This window comes from Devosia sp. YIM 151766, assembly GCF_030285925.1.
Classification (GTDB): Bacteria; Pseudomonadota; Alphaproteobacteria; order Rhizobiales; family Devosiaceae; genus Devosia.
Map to the genome: position 1 here is coordinate 2792254 of NZ_CP127251.1, position 21406 is coordinate 2813659.

Below are 21406 nucleotides of genomic sequence, written 5' to 3' on the forward strand. Positions count from 1 at the left end.
CTAGAAAAAAGGCGGCTCGAAGCCGCCCTTTCGCATTCTCTTAAAAGTCAGGCGAAGGCACCGTGGCAATGCTTGAACTTCTTGCCCGAGCCGCAGGGACAGGGGGCATTGCGGGAAACGCCCTGGAGCAGTTTGGGGTCGATGGGCGGCAGGCCGTCGCGGCTGGCAACGGCATCGCCGCCGGCATCATTCTCGCCGGTGGTCGGATCGATATGGGTCGAGGTCAGCCGGTTCATGTCGGGGGCCTGGGGCGGCGGCGGCTCCTGGCGGAGCTGCAACTCGATATGGCTGAGCTGTGTGGTCACCAATTCGCGCAAATTGCCCAGCATGGCCTGGAACAGCTCATAGGCTTCCTGCTTGTATTCGTTGAGCGGGTCGCGCTGGGCGACGCCGCGCCAGCCGACGACCTTGGACAAGTGGTCGAGCATGACCAGATGCTCGCGCCAGAGCCCGTCCACCGATTGCAGCAGGATGGATTTCTCCACCTGGCGCATGATCGAGGCCGAGTATTTTTCTTCCTTGGCCTGCATCACCGCGTCGGCGGCCTGGCCGATGCGCTCCTCGACGGCCTCGGCGTCGATGCCATCCTCGGCGGCCCATTCGGCGGCGGGAATGTCGATATTGAGATAGGTCTTGGCCGCGGCGGCGAGCTGCTCGGTATTCCATTGTTCGGGATAGGCGCGGGGCGGAATGGCCTTGGCCACGACATTGCCGACCACGTCATGGCGCATCTCGGCAATGGTTTCGCTGACATCCTCGGCATCCATGAATTCGAGACGCTGCTCGAAGATCACCTTGCGCTGATCGTTCATCACATCGTCGTATTTGAGGATGTTCTTGCGGATGTCGAAATTGCGGGCCTCGACCTTGCCCTGGGCGCGCTCGATCGCCTTGGTCACCCAGGGATGGGTGATGCTCTCGCCCTGTTCGAGCCCCAGCTTCCCGAGCATGGAATCCATGCTCTCGATGGGGAAGATGCGCATCAGATCGTCCTGCAACGACAGGAAGAATTTCGAATGGCCGGGATCGCCCTGGCGGCCGGAGCGGCCGCGCAACTGGTTGTCGATACGGCGGGATTCGTGGCGCTCGGTGCCGATGACCATCAGGCCGCCGGCCGCGAGGGCCTGCTGCTTGTCTTCGGCGATCCGGGCCTTGATCTCCTCGATCTTGCGCTCGCGCGCTTCGCCTTCCAGGCCATCGGTCTCGCGCTCGATGCGCATTTCGAGATTGCCGCCGAGCTGAATGTCGGTGCCGCGACCGGCCATATTGGTGGCGATGGTAATGGCGCCGGGCAGGCCGGCATCGGCGACGATGAAGGCTTCCTGCTCGTGGTGACGGGCATTGAGCACGTTCATCTGCCCGACATTCTTCTTGCGCAGGATATCGGCGAGCATTTCGCTCTTCTCGATCGAGGTCGTGCCGACGAGAACCGGCTGGCCGCGTTCCTGGCACTGCTTGATCAGATCGGCGATGGCGTCGAACTTCTCCGCCGCGGTGCGGTAGATGGCGTCGTCCTCGTCGATGCGCTGCACCGGCAGATTGGTCGGCACGGTGGTGACGCCTAGGCTGTAGATGTCGGCGAATTCCTCGGCCTCGGTCGCCGCCGTGCCGGTCATGCCGGCCAGCTTCTTGTAGAGGCGGAAATAATTCTGGAAGGTGATCGAGGCCAGCGTCTGATTTTCGGGCTGGATCTTGACGTGTTCCTTGGCTTCGAGCGCCTGGTGCAGGCCTTCCGAATAGCGGCGCCCGGGCATCATGCGGCCGGAGAATTCGTCGATGATCACCACTTCGTCGTTGCGGACGATATAATCCTTGTCCTTGCGGAACAGCTTGTGGGCGCGCAATGCCGAATTGGCATGATGGACGAGGATGACGTTTTCCACGTCATACATGGAACCGCCCTTGAGCAGGCCCGCTTCGGCAAACGCGGCTTCGAGCTTTTCCACGCCCTGATCGGTCAGGGTCGCGGAGCGGTGCTTCTCGTCGAGTTCGTAATCGTCCTCGCCGATGGCCGGCATCAGGGCGTCGACCTTCATATAGAGATCGGAACGGTCCTCGGAGGGGCCGGAAATGATCAGCGGCGTACGGGCCTCGTCGATAAGGATGGAGTCCACTTCGTCGACGATGGCGAATTCATGCCCCCGCTGCACCATCTGGGCGCGGGTATATTTCATGTTGTCGCGCAGATAGTCGAAGCCGAACTCGTTATTGGTGCCATAGGTGATGTCGCAGGCATAGGCGGCCTTGCGCTCGGCATCGTTGAGGCCGGGCACGATCGTGCCGGTGGTCAGGCCGAGGAAAGCATAGATCTGGCCCATCCAGGCCGCGTCGCGCTTGACCAGGTAATCGTTGACTGTGACCAGATGCGCGCCCTTGCCGGTCAGGGCATTGAGATACATCGGCAGGGTCGCCACCAGGGTCTTGCCTTCACCGGTGCGCATTTCGGCGATGGCGCGGTCGTTCAGCACCATGCCGCCGATAAGCTGAGTGTCGAAATGGCGCATGCCCAAAGCGCGCTTGGATGCCTCGCGAACGGTGGCGAAGGCGGGGACGACGAGATCGGCGAGTTTGGCGCCCTGATCCAGCCGCGCCCGGAACTCGGCGGTACGGGCCCTGAGCTCGTCATCGGTGAGCTTGGCGAGCTCGGGCTCGAGCGCATTGATCGCCGCCACCTTGCCCTGATACTGCTTGACCTGCCTGTCGGAGGGTGTCCCGAAAATCTTTCGGGCAAGCATAGCAAGTGCCATATTTCTGGTCCTTTTTGTGTCGGCGGCGGGGCGGCCGGATAAGGCGGCGTGTCATATCATGGGAGCGACAGCCGGCCCATTTGCCTCGTCACAGATCGGTAAACCCCACGGGTTCCCTTGTATCAGTCCTGCACGTCCTGTGCGCGCTCAAAAGGGGCGCGGCAACAATCCATGCTCTTGAAAAGCGGGTGAGATGTAAGAGTGAGGTCCGGTCTTGTCAACGTATGCGAATTGCGCCACACCACTTGTTGTCTCAAGTATTCCGGGCATATCAGGCACAAGTGAAGACGCCGTGATCGTCTTGCGGTTCGGCACAATTTGGCCCTCTTGCCGTGCGAGCCGGAGCGGGACACCAAACTGACCATGCCGGCGCCGACGCCGCCGGCCAAGGAGACAAGCGACCCATGCGGAAATCCAACATGCGCCTGATAGGCGCCGTCGGCCTCGCCGTCCTGCTGAGCAGCTCTGCCCTGACCGGCGCCATGGCTCAGGATGAAGCCATCGCCAATGCCGATGCGGTGGTGGCGATGGTAGGGGATGACAGCATTACCGAGGCGGACCTGGCTTTTGCCGCCGAGGACATGGCCCAAGACCTGGCGCAGATGCCGCCTGAGGAACGCCGGGCCTTCCTGGTGCGCGTCCTGATCGACATGAAGGTGATGTCCAAGGCGGCGCGCGATGCCGGCATGGACCAGACCGAGATTTTCGCCCAGCGGCAGAAATATCTCGAAGAACGCGCCCTGCGCCGGGCCTATTTCAACGAAGCCATTGCCGGCACGATCACCGAAGAGGCGGCGCGCGCCGAATATGATGCCTTCATCCAGCAGTTCCAGCCGCAAGACGAAGTGCATGCCAGCCATATCCTGGTCGAGACCGAGGAACAGGCCGATACGCTGAAAGCGGAACTGGATGGCGGCGCCGATTTTGCGACGCTGGCGCGCGAGCACTCCATCGATCCCGGCGCCGCCAATGGCGGCGATCTCGGCTTTTTCGGCCGCGGCATGATGGTGCAACCCTTCGAGGAGGCCGCTTTCGCGCTGACCGATGCCGGCGACGTCTCCGAGCCGGTGCAATCGCAATTCGGCTGGCACATCATCCAATTGACCGAAAAGCGCCAATCGGCGCCGCCAAGCTTCGAGCAGGTGGCGGCACAGATTCAGAACCAGCTCCTGATGCGCTCCTTCACGGCCAGGATGGATGAGCTGATGGCGGATGTCGAGATCACCATCGAGGACGCGGAACTCAAGGCCGCGTTCGAGGCGCAGGACGCCGAAGCGGACGCCGAATAAGCGCCGGATCAGCCTGTATTTTCAAAAGCCCGGCAGCGATGCCGGGTTTTTTCTTCAGCAGGTGACGCGGATTTCGGCATAGCCGGTCAAGCCCTCGTCACCGCTGGAGGTGACGCTGATTGAGCAAGGGCTGTCCGGCAGCAGGATCGAGCCGCCCGAGGCTATGGTGGTGCCGTCGAGCAGCATGACATAGCCATTGGCCACCTGGGCGATATCGATCGCCGCCGATTGCCCGCATACCGGATAGCTATCGCCTTCGGCCACCAGAATGCGCATGCCCGGGGGCAGGCAATCCTCGTCGCCAGGCGCGGGACCGGTCGGCGCATTGACCGCGGCGGCGGGCGCGGGATCGCGGCGCCAATCCTGCTCCAGCACGGCGACGCGATTGGCCAGCTCGATCAAGCCTGTCTGATCCATCGCGCCACTATTGCGCCCATAGAGCTCCAGGCTCACCCGCAATTGGGCAATTTCGGAGGCGATGCGCCGGCTCTCGCTCCGGGCTTCCGTGTACGTCCATGCCGCCGCCGCAAATCCCGCCAGGCCGGTCAGGAGGCCGAGCAAACCCAGCCAGATCGCCAGCCGGCCTCCCGGTCTCCGGGAAGCGGCGGAAGAAAAACCATTATCCGGGTCCGCGGAGCGGCTGGGCCGCATGTCGGGCGTCAGCGTGATCTGGGCGCCGTCATCGGGGCGCTCGCCTTCTGCCTGTTGCACGTGACCTCTCCGATTGGGCGCCGCCGGGCCATCCCATCAAAGTGGGGCCGAACTTTGGCCCGCCGGATCAGGGGCGCTGTGTCGCCGGGGTTGGCAGGCTGGCGGGCTTGCCGCTGATGACCGGCGCGATATCAGGGGCCTGCCCCGGATTGCCACCGAAAAAATTGCCGATGCCGGAAATGAAGCCGCCGACCGCCTCGCCGCGCGCCTTGATCGCCGCCTGCTCGGCCGCCTTGCGCTCCGCCGCCTTCTGAGCATTGCTGGTCTGGCTCGCCAAAGCGATTTCATCGGCCTGCTGCCGGGCCGTCAATGCGGCATTGGCGATGGATGGCGGGCAGGCGCCCAGCGCGTCGAGCGGACCGGAGGCGGCGGGATTGAAGATATATTGCTTCTCGCAGACATCCCAGACCGGCGGGGTCTTGGTCAGCTCGAACAGGTCATAGCCTTCCTTGATGTCCTTCCAGAATTCCAGATGCGGGCTGGAGGAATGTCGGGCGAGATTGGCGGCGCTCATGCGGAAAGGAAAGATCTGCAATTGGAAGCTGGCATTGCCGCCCTTGAAGCTCTCGCGCGCCAAGGCATAGATTTCGGCAATCCCATCATCGGTCATGGCGTAGCAGCCGCGCGAGGAGCAGTCGCCATGCACCATCAGATCGGAACCGGTGCGGCCATGGGCACGGTCGAACTTGTTGGGAAAGCCGGTATTGAAGGCCAGGTAATAATTGGACCTGGGATGCATCAGGCCCGGCGTGATGGTGTAGAACCCTTCCGGGCTCTGGCGATCGCCTTCGCGGAATTTGGGGCCGAGATCGCCCGAATAGGCACAGATCTCATAGGATTTGAAAAGCTTATAGGTGCCCGAGGAACTGCGTTTCCACACTTCGAGAACCTGTTCTTCCTTGAAGATGCGCACCACCATGCCTTCGGCAGGCGACGACCCCATATTGCGCAGGCCCTGCACCACGCCACCCGACAGCGGCTGGTTATGGCGATTATCGCCGCCCTTGACGAAGCTGGAGCAGGCAGCCAGGCCGACCGCGAGCCAGAGCAGGATGACGATGGCGCCGAGGCGGCGAAACAAGGAAGCAGTCAAGGATACAAGCCCGGTGACGAATGGTTGACGCAGCATGACCCAGCGCGGTGAATGAAGCCTTTACCACGGGCATATTCTACCCGGAAACCAGGAATGTTCACGCGAATTTGTGCGTATCGGCCCGCCCTGTTGTCAAATGCAAAAGGGCCACCGCGTATGCCGGGTGGCCCTTTCAATATTCGGTATGATGGGCTGCTAAAGGCTCGTCCCGATAGCGAGGAATTTTTCGCGGCGGTGTTCGCGGGTTTCGAGGCGCGATTTGCCGTCGAAATCGCCGAGGAAGCTGGCAATGGCGGCGCGGGCGGCCTCCATGATGGCGCCGTGATGGCGGTGGGCGCCGCCGGCAGGCTCGGGGATGATGCCGTCGATGACGCCAAAGCCGAGCAGGTCCTGCGCGGTGATCTTCTGTGCGGTGGCCATGTCCTGCGCCCGTCCGGCGTCTCGGAACAGGATGGAAGCGCCGGCCTCGGGAGAAATCACCGAATAGATGGCGTTTTCCAGCATCAGCACCCGATTGGCGGTGGCGATGGCGATGGCGCCGCCGGAGCCGCCTTCACCGATGATGATGGCCAGGTTCGGAACGCCCAGCTCCAGGCCCTTTTCGGTGGAACGGGCGATGGCCTCGGCCTGGCCGCGCTCCTCGGCGCCGATGCCGGGATAGGCCCCGGCAGTGTCGACGAAGGAGAGGACCGGGATGGAGAAGCGATCGGCCATTTCCATGATGCGGACGGCCTTGCGATAGCCTTCCGGATTGGCCATGCCGAAATTGTGCTTGAGGCGCGTTTCGGTGGAACTGCCCTTTTCCTGGCCGAGAATGGCGACGGGCGCATTGTTGAACCGGCCAAAGCCGGCCTGGAGGGCGGCATCCTCGCCATATTTCCGGTCGCCGGCCAAAGGCGTCCATTCGGTGATCAGCGATTTCACATAATCGGAGAAATGCGGGCGCTGCGGATGGCGGGCCACCTGGGTCTTCTGCCAGGGGGTGAGCTTGCGGTAGATTTCCACCAGCGCTTCGTCGGCGCGGGCCGACAGCCGGCTCACCTCCTCATCGATGGATACGGCCTGGTCGGTAGCCGCCAGCGATTTGAGTTCGGCGATCTTGGCTTCAAGATCGGCGACCGGCTTTTCAAAATCGAGATAAGACTGCATCCAATCCGCCCGTTGCGGGTCGCGCTCGGACCCTGGAATATGGCCGCTGCTCTTGCGCCCTAAAGTGGCCGGAAAGTGGCGAGGGCGCAATCGCAAGTCAAGGTTCGGCAGTGAAATCGTCGGGATTGGTGGCGACGGACTTAACCGCCGGCCAGTGGATGGTGGCTTTCCACAAGGTTGCGCAGCTTCTCGTCCAGCACATGGGTATAGATTTGCGTGGTGGAAATGTCGGCGTGTCCGAGCAACATCTGCACGACGCGCAGATCGGCGCCACCCGCCAGCAAATGGCTGGCAAAGGCATGGCGGAGCACATGCGGCGCGACGCGGGCCGCGGCAATCTGGGCGCGGCCGGCCAGTGATTTGAGATCGCGCGCGAAGACCTGGCGCGCGAGATAGCCATCCTCGCCATTGGCGGGAAACAGCCACGGGCCGGGCGGCAGGGTCTCGATCCATTTGCGCACCGCATCGCCGGCGCGGTCGTTCATCGGCACGACGCGCTCCTTGCCGCCCTTGCCGGTGACGGTCAGGAAGGTTGCGTCGCGCATCACCGCGGCGCGCCGCAGGCTCACCAGTTCCGAGACGCGCAGCCCGGTCGCATAGAGCATTTCCAGCAGCACATAGAGCCTTTGCGCCGCAAGCTGCTTCTGCGGGCTGGCCGGCGCATTCGCTTCCTGTTCGGCCTGGGCCAGCAGCCGGTCCACTTCCGCCACAGACAGCACTTTGGGCAGCGCCCGGCGCGATTTCGGGCTGGCGACAATGCGGGTCGGATCGTCGGCACGCAGGCCATCGGCGCAGAGGAACTTGTGGAATTGCCGGATGGCCGAGAGCCGCCGGGCGCTGGAGGAAGCCGACAGGCCCTGGTTCTTCAGGTCATCGAGCCAGGCGGTCACGGTCTCGCGCGGACAATCGAGCAGGGATTGCTTTTTACCGGCGACGAAGCCGGCATAACCGGCCAGGTCGCGCCGATAGGCCTCGATGGTATTGGCCGCCGCGCCGCGTTCGGCGCTCATCATTTCGAGGAAGGTCCCGATGAGATGGCCGCCGCTCATGGCGCTGCATTTTCGCTCGGCGTGGAGGTCACATTGGGCTGCGGCAGCATGACGCCGCCGCCGCCGATCGTTCCGGGCTCGCCCAACAGGTCGCGGGTCGGAATGCGCTGGGTGACTTCCCTGGGCTTGACCTCGACAAAGGTGACGAGCGCGAACATGCCGGCAAAGGCGAGGCCGCCGAGAAACAGCAGGGTGATGAGCAAGCGAAAAAGGGTGGGCATGATGGTCCTGATTGCCGTGTCGGCCCTAGCTTAGGCCGAAAAAGATTGCCAGCGCGTTCCTTGTGGCAAATCTCGCGGAAATAGCGCTGCGGATCAACCATTGCCGGCACCGCGCTTGACAGGCAGGAGCCAGACCGCTTGATAGCGGCGATGAGCGGAGGGCGCGGCAGGTGAGCAGGACGGAAGGCGGGTCGCGGCAGGGTCGCGCCCGGGCGCTGGCCAACAGGCTTGCCGGAAAACCGCTGGTGCTGGTGGGGATGATGGGCGCCGGCAAGACCACGGTGGGACGGCGTCTCGCCAACCGGCTCGGACGCCGCTTCGTCGACAGCGACGAGGAGATCGAGCGTGCCGCGCAGATGTCGATTCCGGAAATCTTCGAGCAGCGCGGAGAGGCCGAATTCCGCGCCGGCGAGATGCGGGTGATCGCGCGTTTGCTCAACGAACGGGACATCGTGCTTGCGACGGGCGGCGGGGCTTTCGTCAACGCCGAGACGCGGGCCTTGGTGAAGAAAGAGGCGGTTTCGATCTGGCTCAAGGCCGATCTGGACATATTGTTCGAGCGGGTATCGCGGCGCTCCAATCGTCCGCTGCTCAAGACCACCGATCCCAGGGCGACGCTCGAAAAGCTGATCGCCGACCGCTATCCGCTTTATGCCGATGCCGATGTGACGGTGGAAAGCCGCGACGTCCCGCAAGACAATGTTGCCGGCGACATTGTCGGCGCCCTTCTCAACCATCTCCAGCACCGATAGGACCCGGCCATGCCCCAGATCGATCACCAGGTTCATGTCGCGCTGGGCGAGCGGGCCTATGACATTCTGGTCGGTCCGCGGCTGATCGATGCGGCCGGAACGATCCTGGCGGAGAAATTCCCGGGCCGGCGCTTCGGCATCGTCACCGATGCGATGGTCGCCGACAGGCAATTGCCGCGCTTGACTTCATCGCTCGATGCGGCCGGTCTGGACTATGCAGTGATCACGGTGCCGGCGGGCGAGAGCACCAAGAGCCATGCCATGCTCGAAAAGGTGGTCGAAGGCCTGCTGGCGGCGCGGCTGGAGCGCGGCGATCTGGTCATCGCGCTGGGCGGCGGGGTCATCGGCGACCTCGCCGGCTTCGCCGCCGCGATCACCCGGCGCGGCATGGATTTCGTGCAGATGCCGACATCGCTGCTGGCACAGGTGGATTCATCGGTCGGCGGCAAGACCGGCATCAATTCCCCGCACGGCAAAAATCTGGTCGGCGCCTTTCATCAGCCCCGGCTGGTTCTGGCCGATCTTTCGGCGCTGGACACGCTGGACCGCCGGCAATTCGCCGCGGGCTATGCCGAAGTGGTCAAATATGGGCTGATCGACGATGCCGATTTCTTCGAATGGCTGGAGGCCAATCTCGATGACATCTTCGCCGGCGGGCCAGCGCGCGGCGAGGCGGTGGCCCGCTGCTGCGCCCACAAGGCGCGGGTGGTGATCGAGGACGAGAAGGAGACCGGGGTGCGGGCCCTGCTCAATCTTGGCCATACATTCGGGCATGCCCTGGAAAAGGATACCGGCTATTCCGGCCGTCTCCTGCATGGCGAGGGGGTCAGCATCGGCATGGTGCTGGCGCATCGGCTCTCGACCGAATTGGGCCTGGCGCCGGGCCAGGATGCCGGACGGGTGGCGGCCCACTTGAAACGGGCGGGCCTGCCCACCAGATTGTCCGATATTCCCGGAACGCTCGGCTCCACCGCGACGCTGATGGCCGCCATGGCCCAGGACAAGAAGGTGCAGCGCGGCGCCCTGACCTTCATCCTGACGCGCGGCATCGGCCAGGCCTTCATCGAGAACCGGGTGGACGAAGCGCAAATTGCCCGCTTCATGGATGGCATGCGCAATGCCTGAAGCGGGCGCGGCTGGCGCAGCGCCCGCCTAAGATCAGCGCGGCCCCCGCTCGGCGTAGACTTCGTCCGACGAGATGGCCTTGAAGAACGGGATGAGCTGGTAGATGGCCGACAGCCCGACCAGCACATAGACGATACGGGACAGAGCGGCGGCCTGACCGCCGAAAATGGCGGCGACCAGGTCGAACTGGAAGGCGCCGACCAGCAGCCAATTGAGGCCGCCGACGATAACGAGAAACAGGGTGACGAGATTGAGCGCTTTCATGGGAATCTCCTGCCAAGCCAGGATCAACCTTTTGAGCTTGCCGAGGTTCCGCCTAGTTCGTGGAAATACTTAATCTAGGCTGGATTGGCGGGCAGAACCTCGATAGCCAGAGCATGAACGCGCGCCTTCAATTCGTCATCAAGCGCTTCCATGACCGCGCGGTGTTGCGCAATACGGCTGAGCCCGTCAAAATCGCAGGTCGCGATTCTGACACGAAAATGGGTTTCACCGCCTTCACGCCAGCCGGAATGGCCAAAATGGCTTTGGGACTCGTCGATCACCTCCAGATGGAGGGGCGAGAATTTGTCGGTGAGCTTGGCTCTGATTGTGTCCGTCATGGACATGGGGCGGCTCCGAATATTGTTCGAGATGTAATTAGGCGCAATGAAACTGCAATCCAAGCTCTTCGATAACATTCGCATCCGTTCGCGGCGCGAGGAACGGCCCGAGCCGGCGGCAGTCAAGTGCGACTGGGAAAGCTGCGAGGCGCCGGGCGAGTTCCGCGCACCCAAGGGGGTGCGTTCGGAGGGCCAGTATCATAATTTCTGCCTCGAACATGTCCGGCATTACAACAAGGCGTTCAATTATTTTGCCGGGATGAGCCCGGACGAACTGGACGAAGCGCTGCACGCGCCGCCCAAGGCGGAGACGCGATCCAGCTTCGCCACCGGCAGCGCCGATGCGGCGCGCGCCGCCGGCCTGCGCTCGGCGCAGCCGGGTGACAAATACGGCGATCCGTTCGGTGTGTTTGCCCGGTATCGCTATCAGCAATCCAAGCGTCCGGCGACCGAACGGGTCAGGCCGCTCAACGAGCCGGACCGCCGGGCGCTGGAAACGCTGGGCTTCACCAAGCAGGCCAAGTCCGACGAGATCAAGGCGGCCTATAAAAGCCTGGTCAAGAAGCACCATCCCGACGTCAATGGCGGCGACGCCTCTTCGGAGGAGCGGCTGCGCTCGGTGATCGCGGCCTATACCCATCTGAAAAAGATGGGATTCGTGGTCCGCTGAATGTTGCCCGCGCGGCGGCAAAGCCCGCATCCTGAGGCTACCCGCAATGTTACAATACTGCTATAGAGCCACCGCCCTCCCTTATGCTTTCCCCCTATCAAGAGCCGTGCCATGACTGAATTCGCCCACTTGCCCGACACCGAATACCAGGCGCGGGAACTCTTCGGCATCGATACCGACATGGTGGTCAAGGGCTACAAGGAGCGCACCGGCCACGTGCCGCCGATCGACCCGGATTACCTGTTCGACCGCAATACCACGCTGGCGATCCTGGCCGGCTTTGCCTATAACCGCCGCGTCATGGTGCAGGGCTATCACGGCACCGGCAAGTCCACGCATATCGAGCAGGTGGCGGCGCGGCTGAACTGGCCGTTGGTGCGCGTCAACCTCGACAGCCATGTGAGCCGGATCGACCTGGTCGGCAAGGACGCCATCGTGCTCAAGGATGGCAAGCAGATCACCGAATTCCGCGACGGCATCCTGCCCTGGGCGGTGCAGAACAATGTGGCCCTGGTATTCGACGAATACGATGCCGGCCGTCCCGACGTGATGTTCGTGATCCAGCGCGTGCTGGAGCAATCGGGCCGGCTGACGCTGCTCGACCAGAACCGCGTCATCGTCCCGCATCCGGCCTTCCGGCTGTTCTCGACCACCAATACGATCGGCCTGGGCGATACGTCGGGGCTCTATCATGGCACCCAGCAGATCAACCAGGGGCAGATGGACCGCTGGAGCATCGTCACCACGCTCAACTACCTGCCGCATGACAAGGAAGTCGGCATCGTGCTCGCCAAGAACAAAAGCTATGGCGAAACCGAAAAAGGCAGGAAGCAGATTGCCAATATGGTCCGGCTGGCGGACCTGACGCGTTCGGCCTTCATCAATGGCGATATCTCGACGGTGATGAGCCCGCGCGGCGTCATCACCTGGGCCGAGAATGCCGTGATCTTCGGCGGCGATATCGGCTTTGCCTTCCGCCTGACCTTCCTCAACAAATGCGACGAGCTCGAACGGCCGGTGGTCGCCGAGTTCTATCAGCGTGTCTTCGGCGAGGATCTGCCGGAAAGCTCCGCCAATCTGGCAGTGATGGCCTGAGCGCCAGCGCGTTCGGCCTCGTGGTTCGACAAGCTCACCATGGGGCCTACTGTGATTTCTGCGATATTCCGTAGACCTCATGGTGAGCTTGTCGAACCATGAGGTCGCGGGCACGGAAATGACAGATCATGGCCAATCCTCCGCGCAGCAAAGCCAACAAGCCGGACCAGACGCAGGCGTTCAAGAGCGCCATGGGCGCGACGGTGCGCGCCATCGGCGGCAAGCCCGAGCTTGAAGTCAGCTTCACCGCCGACCGGCCGCTGCTGACCTCCGACAAGGCGCGCCTCGCCAATCTGCCGCGCCTGCCGACCAAGCGCGACATCGCCATTGCCCGCGGCCAGGGCGACGCCATGGCCATGCGGCTGGCCAGCCACGATCCCGATGCCCATCGCAAACGCAGTCCCATGGACCCGCAGGCGCGGGCGGCGTTCGACGCGCTGGAACAGGCGCGGGTGGAATCGCTGGGCTGCATCCGCATGCCGGGGATGAAGGGCAATATCCACGAAATGCTGGAGGATCGCCTCTTCCGCGCCAATTTCGCCGAAATCGACGACAAGGGCGATGCGCCTCTGGCCGAGGCGCTGGGCCTAATGCTGCGCGAGCGGCTGGCCGGGGTGGAGGTGCCGCCATCGGGTCATGCGCTCGTCGATCTGTGGCGGCAGGAGATCGAAGCCAAGGCCGGCAATTCGATCGATCAATTGCTCGACACCTATGAGAGCCAGGACGACTTTTCCAGGGCCGCCCGCGCCGTGCTGCGCGATCTCAACCTGATCGCCGAGGGCGACATGGACGATCCCGCCGATGGCGACGAGGAGGCAGGCGAGGATAACCAGCCCGAACAGGCGCAGGGATCGGACCAGACGCCCGAACAGGGCGAAGGCGAGAGCGAGCAGGCCGACAGCGAGGAAGACCAGCAGGCCAGCGAGAGCGAGGAAGCCGGCGATGTCGAAGGCATGGAGGCCGATATGGCCGATGCCGACGAGGATGCCGAGGCCGAGGCGGGCGAAGATGCCCCCATGCCCCCGCCGGCCAAGGATGGCGGTGAGCGCCTGTCCAATCAGTTCAACTACAAGGTGTTCACCACCAAATTCGACGAGATCGTCAAGGCCGCCGAGCTGTGCCCGCCGGACGAACTGGACCAGTTGCGGGCGCTGCTCGACAAGCAGCTGGAAAATCTCGCCGGCGCGGTGGCGCGGCTGGCCAACAAGCTGCAGCGGCGGCTGATGGCCAAGCAGAACCGCAGTTGGCAATTCGACCTCGAAGAGGGTGTGCTGGACACGGCGCGCCTGACCCGCGTGGTCACCGACCCCATGCAGGCCCTGAGCTTCAAGGTCGAGAACGACACCGATTTCCGCGACACCGTGGTGACGCTGCTGATCGACAATTCCGGCTCGATGCGCGGCCGGCCGATCACCATTGCGGCGATCTGCGGCGACATCCTGGCGCGCACCCTGGAGCGCTGCGGGGTCAAGGTGGAAATCCTCGGCTTCACCACCCGCGCCTGGAAGGGCGGCAAGAGCCGCGAAGCCTGGCTCGAGGCCAATCGCCCGGCCAATCCGGGCCGGGTCAACGATATTCGTCACATTATTTACAAGGCCGCCGACGAGCCCTGGCGTCATGCAAGGCGCAATCTGGGCCTGATGATGCGCGAGGGATTGCTGAAGGAAAACATCGATGGCGAGGCGCTGGAATGGGCCCGCAAGCGGCTGATGGCGCGGCCGGAGCAGCGGCGCATCCTGATGGTGATTTCGGATGGCGCACCGGTCGATGACAGCACGCAATCGGTCAATGCCGGCAATTACCTCGAAGCCCATCTCCGCCAGGTGATCGAGGATATCGAGACGCGCTCGCCCATCCAATTGGTCGCCGTCGGCATCGGTCACGATGTGACCCGCTATTATCGCCGCGCCGTGACGCTGCTCGATGCCGAGGAGCTGGCCGGGGCCTTGACCGACGAATTGGCGGCTTTGTTCGATGAGGAATTGCCGGCTCAAACGCGAAGGCGGTCACGGGGATGATGCTGCGCGCCGCCCTTGCCGTGCTGCTGCTGAGCCTGGCCAATGGGGCCTGGGCGGTGGAGGCGACGGTAAGCGCAGCGCAGGTCACCCGCTTCAAGGGCGCCGAACTCGACCAGCAGGTGGACAGCCTGATCTTTCGCGGCGGACTGACCCTGCAAAGCCCCGACGACACCTTTGGCGGATTGTCGAGCGTTACCCGGACCGGCGCGGAGCAACGCATCGCCTTCATCTCCGACCGGGGGCATTTCGTTTCCGGACAATTGGCTTATGACGAGTCCGATCGGCTGTTCGGATTTATCGGCGTCCATATCGAGGCGATGCAGAATTCCGTGGGCCAACCGCTGCCGCGCCAATATGCGCGCGATGCCGAAGGCATGGATACGATATGGCGCGATGGGGAGCCGGCGGCGGTGCGGGTTTCCTTTGAACATCTGACGCGGGTGGCCGATTTCGCCATCACCAATGGCCGTCCGGGCGGCGCGGCGCGCGAAGTCGCCATCCCGCAATGGCTTACCGATCTGCGCACCAATGAATCGCTGGAATCGATCTGTATCGCGCCGCCGGCATCGCCCATTGCCGGTTCGACCCTGCTGCTCACCGAGGAAGCGCTGGACGCGCAGGGCAATCATCGCGGCGAATTGCTGGGGGTGAACGACAAGGGGCCGATCGGCTATGTCAATTCGCCCATCGTCAACCCCACCGATTGCGCCTTTCTGCCCAATGGCGACCTGCTGGTACTGGAGCGGGGCGTATCGCTGTTCGCCTTCGTCATGAATCTGCGGCGGGTGCCGGCGGCCGAGGTGCGGCCGGGCAACCTGATGCGCGGCGAATTGCTGCTCTCGGCGCAGGGGCCCGAGATCGACAATATGGAAAGCCTGATGGTGCACACCACGCCGGGCGGCGAGACGCGCATCTTCATGGGCTCCGACAATAATTTCAACGGCTGGCAGCGGACGCTGCTGCTGGAATTCGCCCTGCCCGAGTGAGCGTCCTGCTATGCCGGCGCGGAGTGCTAGGCGGCCACCGGCATGCGGCGCAAGACAAGATCGCGAATGGTCTTGTAGGGCGCCAGCATCAGCACGGCCATGACCAGCTTTACCAAGAAATCGCCCAAAGCCAGGGATTGCCAGAGTTCGACCTGCGGCCCCAGGCCGAGCAAGGGCGCGGGGAAGGCGAGCGAGGAATCCTCCAGCCCGAACCAGGTGTCGATGCCGGCAAAGGCCGGAGCCATGGCGAGGGAGAAGAAGATCGCCGTATCGAGCGCCGAACTGAACAGCGACGAGAACATCGGCGCATGCCACCACGGCCCGTTGCGCAATCGGTGGAAGATCGACACGTCGAGCAATTGGGCCACGAGGAAGGCCGAGCCGGAGGCGATGGCGATGCGCGGCGTCGCCAGCCAGATGGAGAGCACCACCGCGACGGCGAAGCCGGCGACGACGACGAGGCGGGTCCGTTGCGGGCCGAAAGCGCGGTTGGACAGGTCGGTGACCAGGAACGCCACCGGATAGGTAAAGGCGCCCCAGGTGAGCAGGTCGCCGATATGAACGGCGCCCAGGGTCACATCGACCGGGAATTGCACGAGGAAATTGGAGGCGGCGACTACGGCCACCATGGCGGCCACGGCCACCAGAAAACGAGACAGCATCTGACCATCCTTTATGTCCGCGGGCCGGCATCGGACCGGTGCGGAAAAGAAAACCGCGCGGAGCAGCTCACTCCACGCGGCGAAAACTGTAGCGGAAAATCGCTTAGGCGGCGAGGGCCGCGCGGATTTCCTTCTTGATGCCCTGGGCCATCGGGCTGAGGTCGGCGTCGTCCTGCTTGAGCAGGAAAGCGTCGAGACCGCCACGATGCTCGACCGTGCGCAGCGCGGCGGCGGAGATACGCAGCCTGACCGAGCGGTTCAGCGCATCGGACAGCAGGGTGACGTTCACCAGATTGGGGAGAAAGCGGCGGCGGGTGCGGTTGAGGGCGTGCGAAACATTGTTGCCCACCATTACGCCCTTGCCGGTCAATTCGCAGCGACGTGCCATTTGGTCGATATCCTGTTTGTGTAAAGGTCCTGCGTGGCGGAATATCCGCGACGGGCCTCGATTGTGATGAAATCTGCCGGCTCTGTAGAGAAAACAGCCCGGTTCGTCAAGCCAAACGCCGATTCAAACAGGCGCGAGCGCCTTGCGCGACGCCGGGAGCGACGGCACGGTGACAGCTGAAAATGATTCGCTCCCGTCCGGCCAGCGCCTCCGGCGGGCGCCCCAGCCGAGAAACTTGTCGTGATCCGTTCCGCCCTCGCTTTGCTTACCCTGCTTGCCCCCCTTGCCGCCCAGCCCGTGCTGGCGGCGCCCGTCGATGCGCGGGTGAGTTATGTCGTTACCGTAGGGGGCATCAATGTGGCCCTGGTCGATATCGACTTCGATGATGACGGCCGCCGCTATGGCTTCGAGCTTTCGGCGCGGGTGACCGGGCTGGGCAATGTCGTCGCCAGCGGCACGGCCAAGGCCAATGTCGACGGCTCCTCGTCGGGATCCGTCCTGCAATCGGAGCGCTTCCAGCTCGAAACCCGGGCCAATGGCGAATTGTTCAATGTCGATGTCGGCTTTGTAGGGCGCAATGTCGGCTCGTTCCAGGTGAACCCGCCGGTGCTCGATTCCTATGACCGGGTGCCGCTGGAACGCACGCATCTGACCGGAGTGGGCGATTTTCTCTCGTCCTTCATGCTCAAGGGCCGGGCACTCGACCGATCGCTGTGCCAGCAGGACTTCAAGATCTTCACCGGCGTGGAGCGCTTCAATATCAGGATGGGTTTTCTCGATAATGACGAGGCGACCTCGCCGCGCACCGGCTATCAGGGGCCGCTGGTCGCCTGCTCGGTGAAGTACCAGCCGGTCTCCGGCCATTTCGACAGTTCGGAAATGACGCAATATCTGGCCGATACCAGCCGCATCATCCTCTGGTATGCGCCACTGGGCGCCTCCGGCTATTTCGTGCCCTATCGCGTCATTATCGGCACCAGCATGGGCGATCTGTCCATGGTGCTGACCAGCGCCCGCGCCGATTGAGCTGTCCCGCTTTCGGACGGTCAACGGCTTTTTCGATAATTTTTGTCGCGCCCGCTGCCGGAAATGCTTCCTGCATCGGTTAATGCCGGTAGCCCGTTGGCCCTCTGCTTGTGCAAGGTCTTGGCAGGAATGGGGTGCCTCGACGCTTTATTAACTCCAAATTTACCATGATGACCGGGTTTCCGCGGTTTCCACGGCTCCCCTTGGCCTCTTTGTGGACCTGCCGGCGCGCACCTACCAGATATGGTGGAGAACAAAGCCGCATTTCCCCGATTGACGCGATTCTGTCCTGCTTTGTTCCGGGTTTGGCCCCCAAGTTAAGAGCGCCGGGATTATTCGGTGAAAAATGTGCCGGAACAGGACTGCGCGATACCGGCCGGCAATTCTCGCTCACCGTGAAGAGCCCGACCGAGAAATCCCAGTACGCCCCTGTGCCATCCTGGCACGTCAATCAGCTATTTCGTCAAAATCCGCCGAATGAGAGGCCGGGCAGCCTGGGTCTTATCCTGAACGCGGGAAAAATCTGCGCGGCGACGGCGTTTACCGCCCCTTCATCTCTTCCCGATTTCCGCCGGTTTTTACCAGATCGTAACCAAGCTGAACGGGTTTCGGCGCCGGAGTGACCGTCAGGGCCGCTTCTTGTGGGCCTGTCCCGTCCAGCCCACCATATCTCGTAGAGAACGAAACCGGATTCGGTGAGTCGCGCCGATTCGATGCTGTTTCGTTCCGCATCCGTTCGGCTGGTTAATCATGGTGGCAAAAAGGCGGCAGGGATTGTCCTTTTGCGGGACAAGCCCCCGCGCCCTCTCGCATCGGCAGCGCCGATTGCCTACATAGGGCCCACGATGACGTTTGCACCCTCCCATTCGGTCAAGGCCATTCTGGGCCCGACCAATACCGGCAAGACCTATTTCGCCATCGAGCGCATGCTGGCCCATCCCTCCGGGATGATCGGGCTGCCTTTGCGGCTGCTGGCGCGCGAGGTCTATCAACGGGTGGTGGAGCGGGTGGGCGAACAGGCCGTGGCCCTGGTTACCGGCGAGGAACGGATCGTGCCGGCCAGGCCGCGCTATTGGGTGGCGACCGTGGAAGCCATGCCTATGGATATCCATGTCGATTGCGTGGCGGTGGACGAAATCCAGACCGCCACCGATTTCGACCGCGGCCATGTGTTCACCGAGCGGATATTGAAGGCGAGGGGTTTGCAGGAGACGCTGCTGCTGGGCTCGGCTACCATGGCCGGCGTGGTGCGCAAGCTCGTTCCCCATGCCGAAATCATCGACCGGCCGCGATTTTCCCAGCTCACCTATGCCGGCAGCAAGAAACTGTCGCGCCAGCCGCCGCGTTCGGCCATCGTCGCCTTTTCGGCGCGGCAGGTCTATGCCATTGCCGAATTGATCCGCCGCGAGCGCGGCGGAGCGGCGGTGGTGATGGGGGCGCTTTCACCGCGCACCCGCAACGCCCAGGTCGACCTCTACCAGAATGGCGACGTCGACTTTCTCGTGGCCACCGATGCCATCGGCATGGGGCTCAATCTGGACATCCACCATGTCGCCTTCGCCGACGATACCAAATTCGATGGCCGTCAAAGCCGGCCGCTGACCCCCGCCGAGCTGGGCCAGATCGCCGGCCGCGCCGGGCGTCACCGGCACAACGGCACTTTCGGGGTGACCGGGGGCACTGAAGGGTTCGACGAGGAATTGGTGGTGCAGCTCGAAACCCATGATTTCGAGCCGGTCCGGGTCGTGCAATGGCGCAACAGCCTGTTGGATTTCTCGTCCATCGAGCGGCTGCGGAATTCGCTGGAAGCGGCGCCGCAGGATCGAACCCTCACCCGCGTGCCCATTGCCACCGATCAATTGGCGCTGGAATTTCTTGCCCGAAATGAAGCCGGCGCCCTGGCGCGCGGCCATGAAGCGGTCAAACTGCTCTGGGAATGTTGCCAGATTCCGGATTATCAGGGGATTTCCCCGGCGGCGCATGGGGAAATCGTCACCCGCATCTATTCGGATTTGAGACGAATTGATCGAGTCGACGCCGACTGGATTGCCGAGCAGGTGCGGTTTTGCGACAATGCGGAGGGCGACATTGACACACTCAGCAACCGGATCAAGCAAATCCGTAGCTGGACCTTCGTCGCGAACCGTAAAAACTGGCTTGAAGACCCCGGCTATTGGCGCGAAAAGACACGGGATATTGAAGACCGCCTGAGCGACGCCCTGCATGAGCGTCTCACCCAGCGCTTCGTCGACCGACGCACCAGCGTACTGCTCCGCCACCTGAAAGACAAACGTATGGTATCTCCCGAAATCAATGAGCGCGGCGAAGTCAGGCTGGAAGGCCACCTCATCGGCACGCTCGAAGGCTTCCGTTTTACTCTGGCCCGCAATGACGGCGAGCTGGATGCCAAAGGCTTGCGGGGCGCCGCCGATTCGGTGGTGGCGCCGGAGATATGCAATCGTGCCGACAGATTGGCCGGTTCGCCAAATGAAGAATTCGTGTTGGCCACCGATGGAAGATTGCGCTGGCGTGGCGAAATCGTCGCCGAACTGGCCGAAGGCGACAGCCTTTATCGACCGCGCATCATCATGCTGGCCGACGAGACGCTGACCGGGCCGGACCTGGAAAAGGTGCAGGACCGTCTCTCGCTCTGGCTGCGCCACCATATCAATACCGTGCTCGAACAGGTGATGGCGCTCGAAGCGCCGGCCGATATCGAGGGCACGGCGCGAGGCCTGGCCTATCGCTTGTTCGAGCATCTGGGCCTGCTGCCGCGCGCGGCGGTGGCCGACGAGGTCAAGGGCCTCGATCAGGAGGTGCGCGGCAAGCTGCGGAAGCTGGGGCTCAAATTCGGCGCCTATCACATCTATCTGCCGCTCTCGCTCAAGCCGGCGCCGCGCGAATTGGCGCTGATCCTGTTCGCCCTCAAGCATGGCGGCATCCGCCAGGCCGGCGTGACCGATATCCCCCATATCGTGCTTTCGGGCCGCACGTCCTTCCTGGTCGACCCGGAAGTCGATCCCCGACTCTATGAGGTCGCGGGTTTCAAGGTCGCGGGCAAGCGGGCGGTGCGCGTCGATATTCTCGAACGCCTGGCCGATATCATCCGCCCGTTGATCGCCCTGGATGCCGGACGTCCCTATCAGGGCGAATTGCCGGCCGGCGCGGCCGAGGGCAATGGTTTCCGCGTCACCGTGGAAATGACCAGCCTGCTCGGCTGTTCGGGCGAGGATTTTTCCTCGATCCTCAATTCGCTGGGCTATCGGGTGCGCCGCACCCCCAAGGCGCCGGCACCGGTGACGCCAGAGGAAGCGTCCGCGGAAGCGCCGGCGCTGGACCAGGTGCTGGCGGACAATCCGGCCAGCATCGAGCCCGAAAATGAAGCGGGTGAGGCAGTCGATATCCCGGCGCCGGTGGAGAATATCGCGGAAGGCGCGATTGCCGATGCCGCTCCTGCCGAAGCCGAAGCGGTGGAGCCGGCGGTTCCGGCCGAGCCGGAATTCGACGAGGTCTGGTTCCCGGGCCGCCGCAACAACGACCAGCGCCGCCATGAGCCGCGCGGCCGCCGCGAGGCCGAGGGCGACAACCAGCAGGGTCGTCGCCACGAGCGCCCGCGCACCGGCAAAGGTCCGCGCCGGCCCGAGGCCGAGGACGGTCCGCGTGGCCCCAGACCCAATGGCAAGGGCCGCGAAGACAATCGCAATCGCCCGAGCAAGGGCGAGACCAAGGATCGGCGTCCGGCGCGGGAGGACCGCAAGCCCGTCTTCGATCCGGACAGTCCCTTCGCCGCGCTTGCCGCCCTGCGCGGCAAGACGGAGTAGAA

Annotated in this window: 19 protein-coding genes; 9 read left to right on the plus strand and 10 right to left on the minus strand. The window is 63.4% G+C overall.

The window, feature by feature from the left end; all coding sequences use genetic code 11:
• Positions 1-47: 47 nt before the first annotated feature.
• Positions 48-2747 (minus strand): preprotein translocase subunit SecA, encoded by a 2700-nt coding sequence (secA, locus tag O9Z70_RS13720; RefSeq protein ID WP_286020000.1) that lies wholly within the window; start codon positions 2745-2747, stop codon positions 48-50.
• Positions 2748-3151: 404 nt separating this feature from the next.
• Between secA and O9Z70_RS13725 the strand changes: the two genes are divergently transcribed.
• A complete protein-coding gene (locus tag O9Z70_RS13725) occupies positions 3152-4036 on the plus strand; it encodes a peptidylprolyl isomerase (protein WP_286020001.1) in 885 nt (294 codons plus the stop codon).
• A 54-nt stretch (positions 4037-4090) separates the two neighbouring features.
• On the opposite strand, the gene O9Z70_RS13730 is transcribed toward O9Z70_RS13725, so the two are convergent.
• From O9Z70_RS13730 to O9Z70_RS16350, 5 genes are all read right to left on the minus strand, one after another.
• Positions 4091-4747 (minus strand): hypothetical protein, encoded by a 657-nt coding sequence (locus tag O9Z70_RS13730; RefSeq protein ID WP_286020002.1) that lies wholly within the window; start codon positions 4745-4747, stop codon positions 4091-4093.
• A 67-nt stretch (positions 4748-4814) separates the two neighbouring features.
• A complete protein-coding gene (locus O9Z70_RS16345; RefSeq protein ID WP_502870135.1) occupies positions 4815-5840 on the minus strand; it encodes a L,D-transpeptidase family protein in 1026 nt (341 codons plus the stop codon).
• A gap of 195 nt (positions 5841-6035) precedes the next feature.
• The gene (locus O9Z70_RS13740) at positions 6036-6989 is read right to left on the minus strand and encodes an acetyl-CoA carboxylase carboxyltransferase subunit alpha (protein WP_286020003.1); all 954 of its coding nucleotides are present in this window, start codon (positions 6987-6989) and stop codon (positions 6036-6038) included.
• Between the two features lie 140 nt (positions 6990-7129).
• The gene (locus tag O9Z70_RS13745; RefSeq protein WP_286020004.1) at positions 7130-8038 is read right to left on the minus strand and encodes a site-specific tyrosine recombinase XerD; all 909 of its coding nucleotides are present in this window, start codon (positions 8036-8038) and stop codon (positions 7130-7132) included.
• The gene (locus tag O9Z70_RS16350) at positions 8035-8259 is read right to left on the minus strand and encodes a hypothetical protein (RefSeq protein WP_502870136.1); all 225 of its coding nucleotides are present in this window, start codon (positions 8257-8259) and stop codon (positions 8035-8037) included. The genes O9Z70_RS13745 and O9Z70_RS16350 overlap by 4 nt, the downstream gene beginning before the upstream one ends.
• A gap of 170 nt (positions 8260-8429) precedes the next feature.
• Here O9Z70_RS16350 and O9Z70_RS13755 point away from each other — a divergent pair, with 170 nt between their 5' ends.
• Together O9Z70_RS13755 and aroB are read left to right on the plus strand one after the other, a co-directional pair.
• On the plus strand, positions 8430-9011 hold the full coding sequence (locus tag O9Z70_RS13755; protein WP_286020005.1) for a shikimate kinase: 582 nt from the start codon (positions 8430-8432) through the stop codon (positions 9009-9011).
• A 9-nt stretch (positions 9012-9020) separates the two neighbouring features.
• Positions 9021-10136, plus strand: a complete 1116-nt coding sequence (gene aroB, locus O9Z70_RS13760) for a 3-dehydroquinate synthase (protein ID WP_286020006.1) — start codon at positions 9021-9023, stop codon at positions 10134-10136.
• 33 nt (positions 10137-10169) lie between these two features.
• On the opposite strand, the gene O9Z70_RS13765 is transcribed toward aroB, so the two are convergent.
• Positions 10170-10400, minus strand: coding sequence for a DUF378 domain-containing protein (locus O9Z70_RS13765; protein WP_286020007.1), 231 nt, complete (start codon positions 10398-10400; stop codon positions 10170-10172).
• A gap of 74 nt (positions 10401-10474) precedes the next feature.
• Positions 10475-10744 (minus strand): BolA family protein, encoded by a 270-nt coding sequence (locus O9Z70_RS13770; protein ID WP_286020008.1) that lies wholly within the window; start codon positions 10742-10744, stop codon positions 10475-10477.
• A gap of 40 nt (positions 10745-10784) precedes the next feature.
• Between O9Z70_RS13770 and O9Z70_RS13775 the strand changes: the two genes are divergently transcribed.
• The 4 genes from O9Z70_RS13775 (at position 10785) to O9Z70_RS13790 (ending at position 15507) form a co-directional block, all read left to right on the plus strand.
• On the plus strand, positions 10785-11408 hold the full coding sequence (locus O9Z70_RS13775; protein WP_286020009.1) for a J domain-containing protein: 624 nt from the start codon (positions 10785-10787) through the stop codon (positions 11406-11408).
• 111 nt (positions 11409-11519) lie between these two features.
• Positions 11520-12503: a cobaltochelatase subunit CobS gene (cobS, locus tag O9Z70_RS13780; RefSeq protein ID WP_286020010.1), complete on the plus strand. Its 984-nt coding sequence runs from the start codon at positions 11520-11522 to the stop codon at positions 12501-12503.
• Between the two features lie 128 nt (positions 12504-12631).
• Positions 12632-14521, plus strand: a complete 1890-nt coding sequence (cobT, locus tag O9Z70_RS13785) for a cobaltochelatase subunit CobT (RefSeq protein WP_286020011.1) — start codon at positions 12632-12634, stop codon at positions 14519-14521.
• Positions 14518-15507 (plus strand): esterase-like activity of phytase family protein, encoded by a 990-nt coding sequence (locus O9Z70_RS13790; protein WP_286020012.1) that lies wholly within the window; start codon positions 14518-14520, stop codon positions 15505-15507. Before cobT ends, O9Z70_RS13790 begins: the two co-directional genes overlap by 4 nt.
• Before the next feature lie 26 nt (positions 15508-15533).
• Here the strand turns inward: O9Z70_RS13790 and O9Z70_RS13795 are convergent, their stop codons facing one another.
• Both O9Z70_RS13795 and rpmB read right to left on the minus strand, forming a co-directional pair.
• A complete protein-coding gene (locus O9Z70_RS13795) occupies positions 15534-16169 on the minus strand; it encodes a queuosine precursor transporter (RefSeq protein ID WP_286020013.1) in 636 nt (211 codons plus the stop codon).
• A gap of 103 nt (positions 16170-16272) precedes the next feature.
• Positions 16273-16557, minus strand: coding sequence for a 50S ribosomal protein L28 (gene rpmB / locus O9Z70_RS13800; protein ID WP_286020014.1), 285 nt, complete (start codon positions 16555-16557; stop codon positions 16273-16275).
• 240 nt (positions 16558-16797) lie between these two features.
• Between rpmB and O9Z70_RS13805 the strand changes: the two genes are divergently transcribed.
• Complete coding sequence (locus O9Z70_RS13805; RefSeq protein ID WP_286020015.1) at positions 16798-17583, plus strand: DUF3108 domain-containing protein; 786 nt, start codon at positions 16798-16800, stop codon at positions 17581-17583.
• Positions 17584-18428: 845 nt separating this feature from the next.
• Positions 18429-21404 (plus strand): helicase-related protein, encoded by a 2976-nt coding sequence (locus tag O9Z70_RS13810; protein ID WP_286020016.1) that lies wholly within the window; start codon positions 18429-18431, stop codon positions 21402-21404.
• Positions 21405-21406 lie beyond the last annotated feature (2 nt).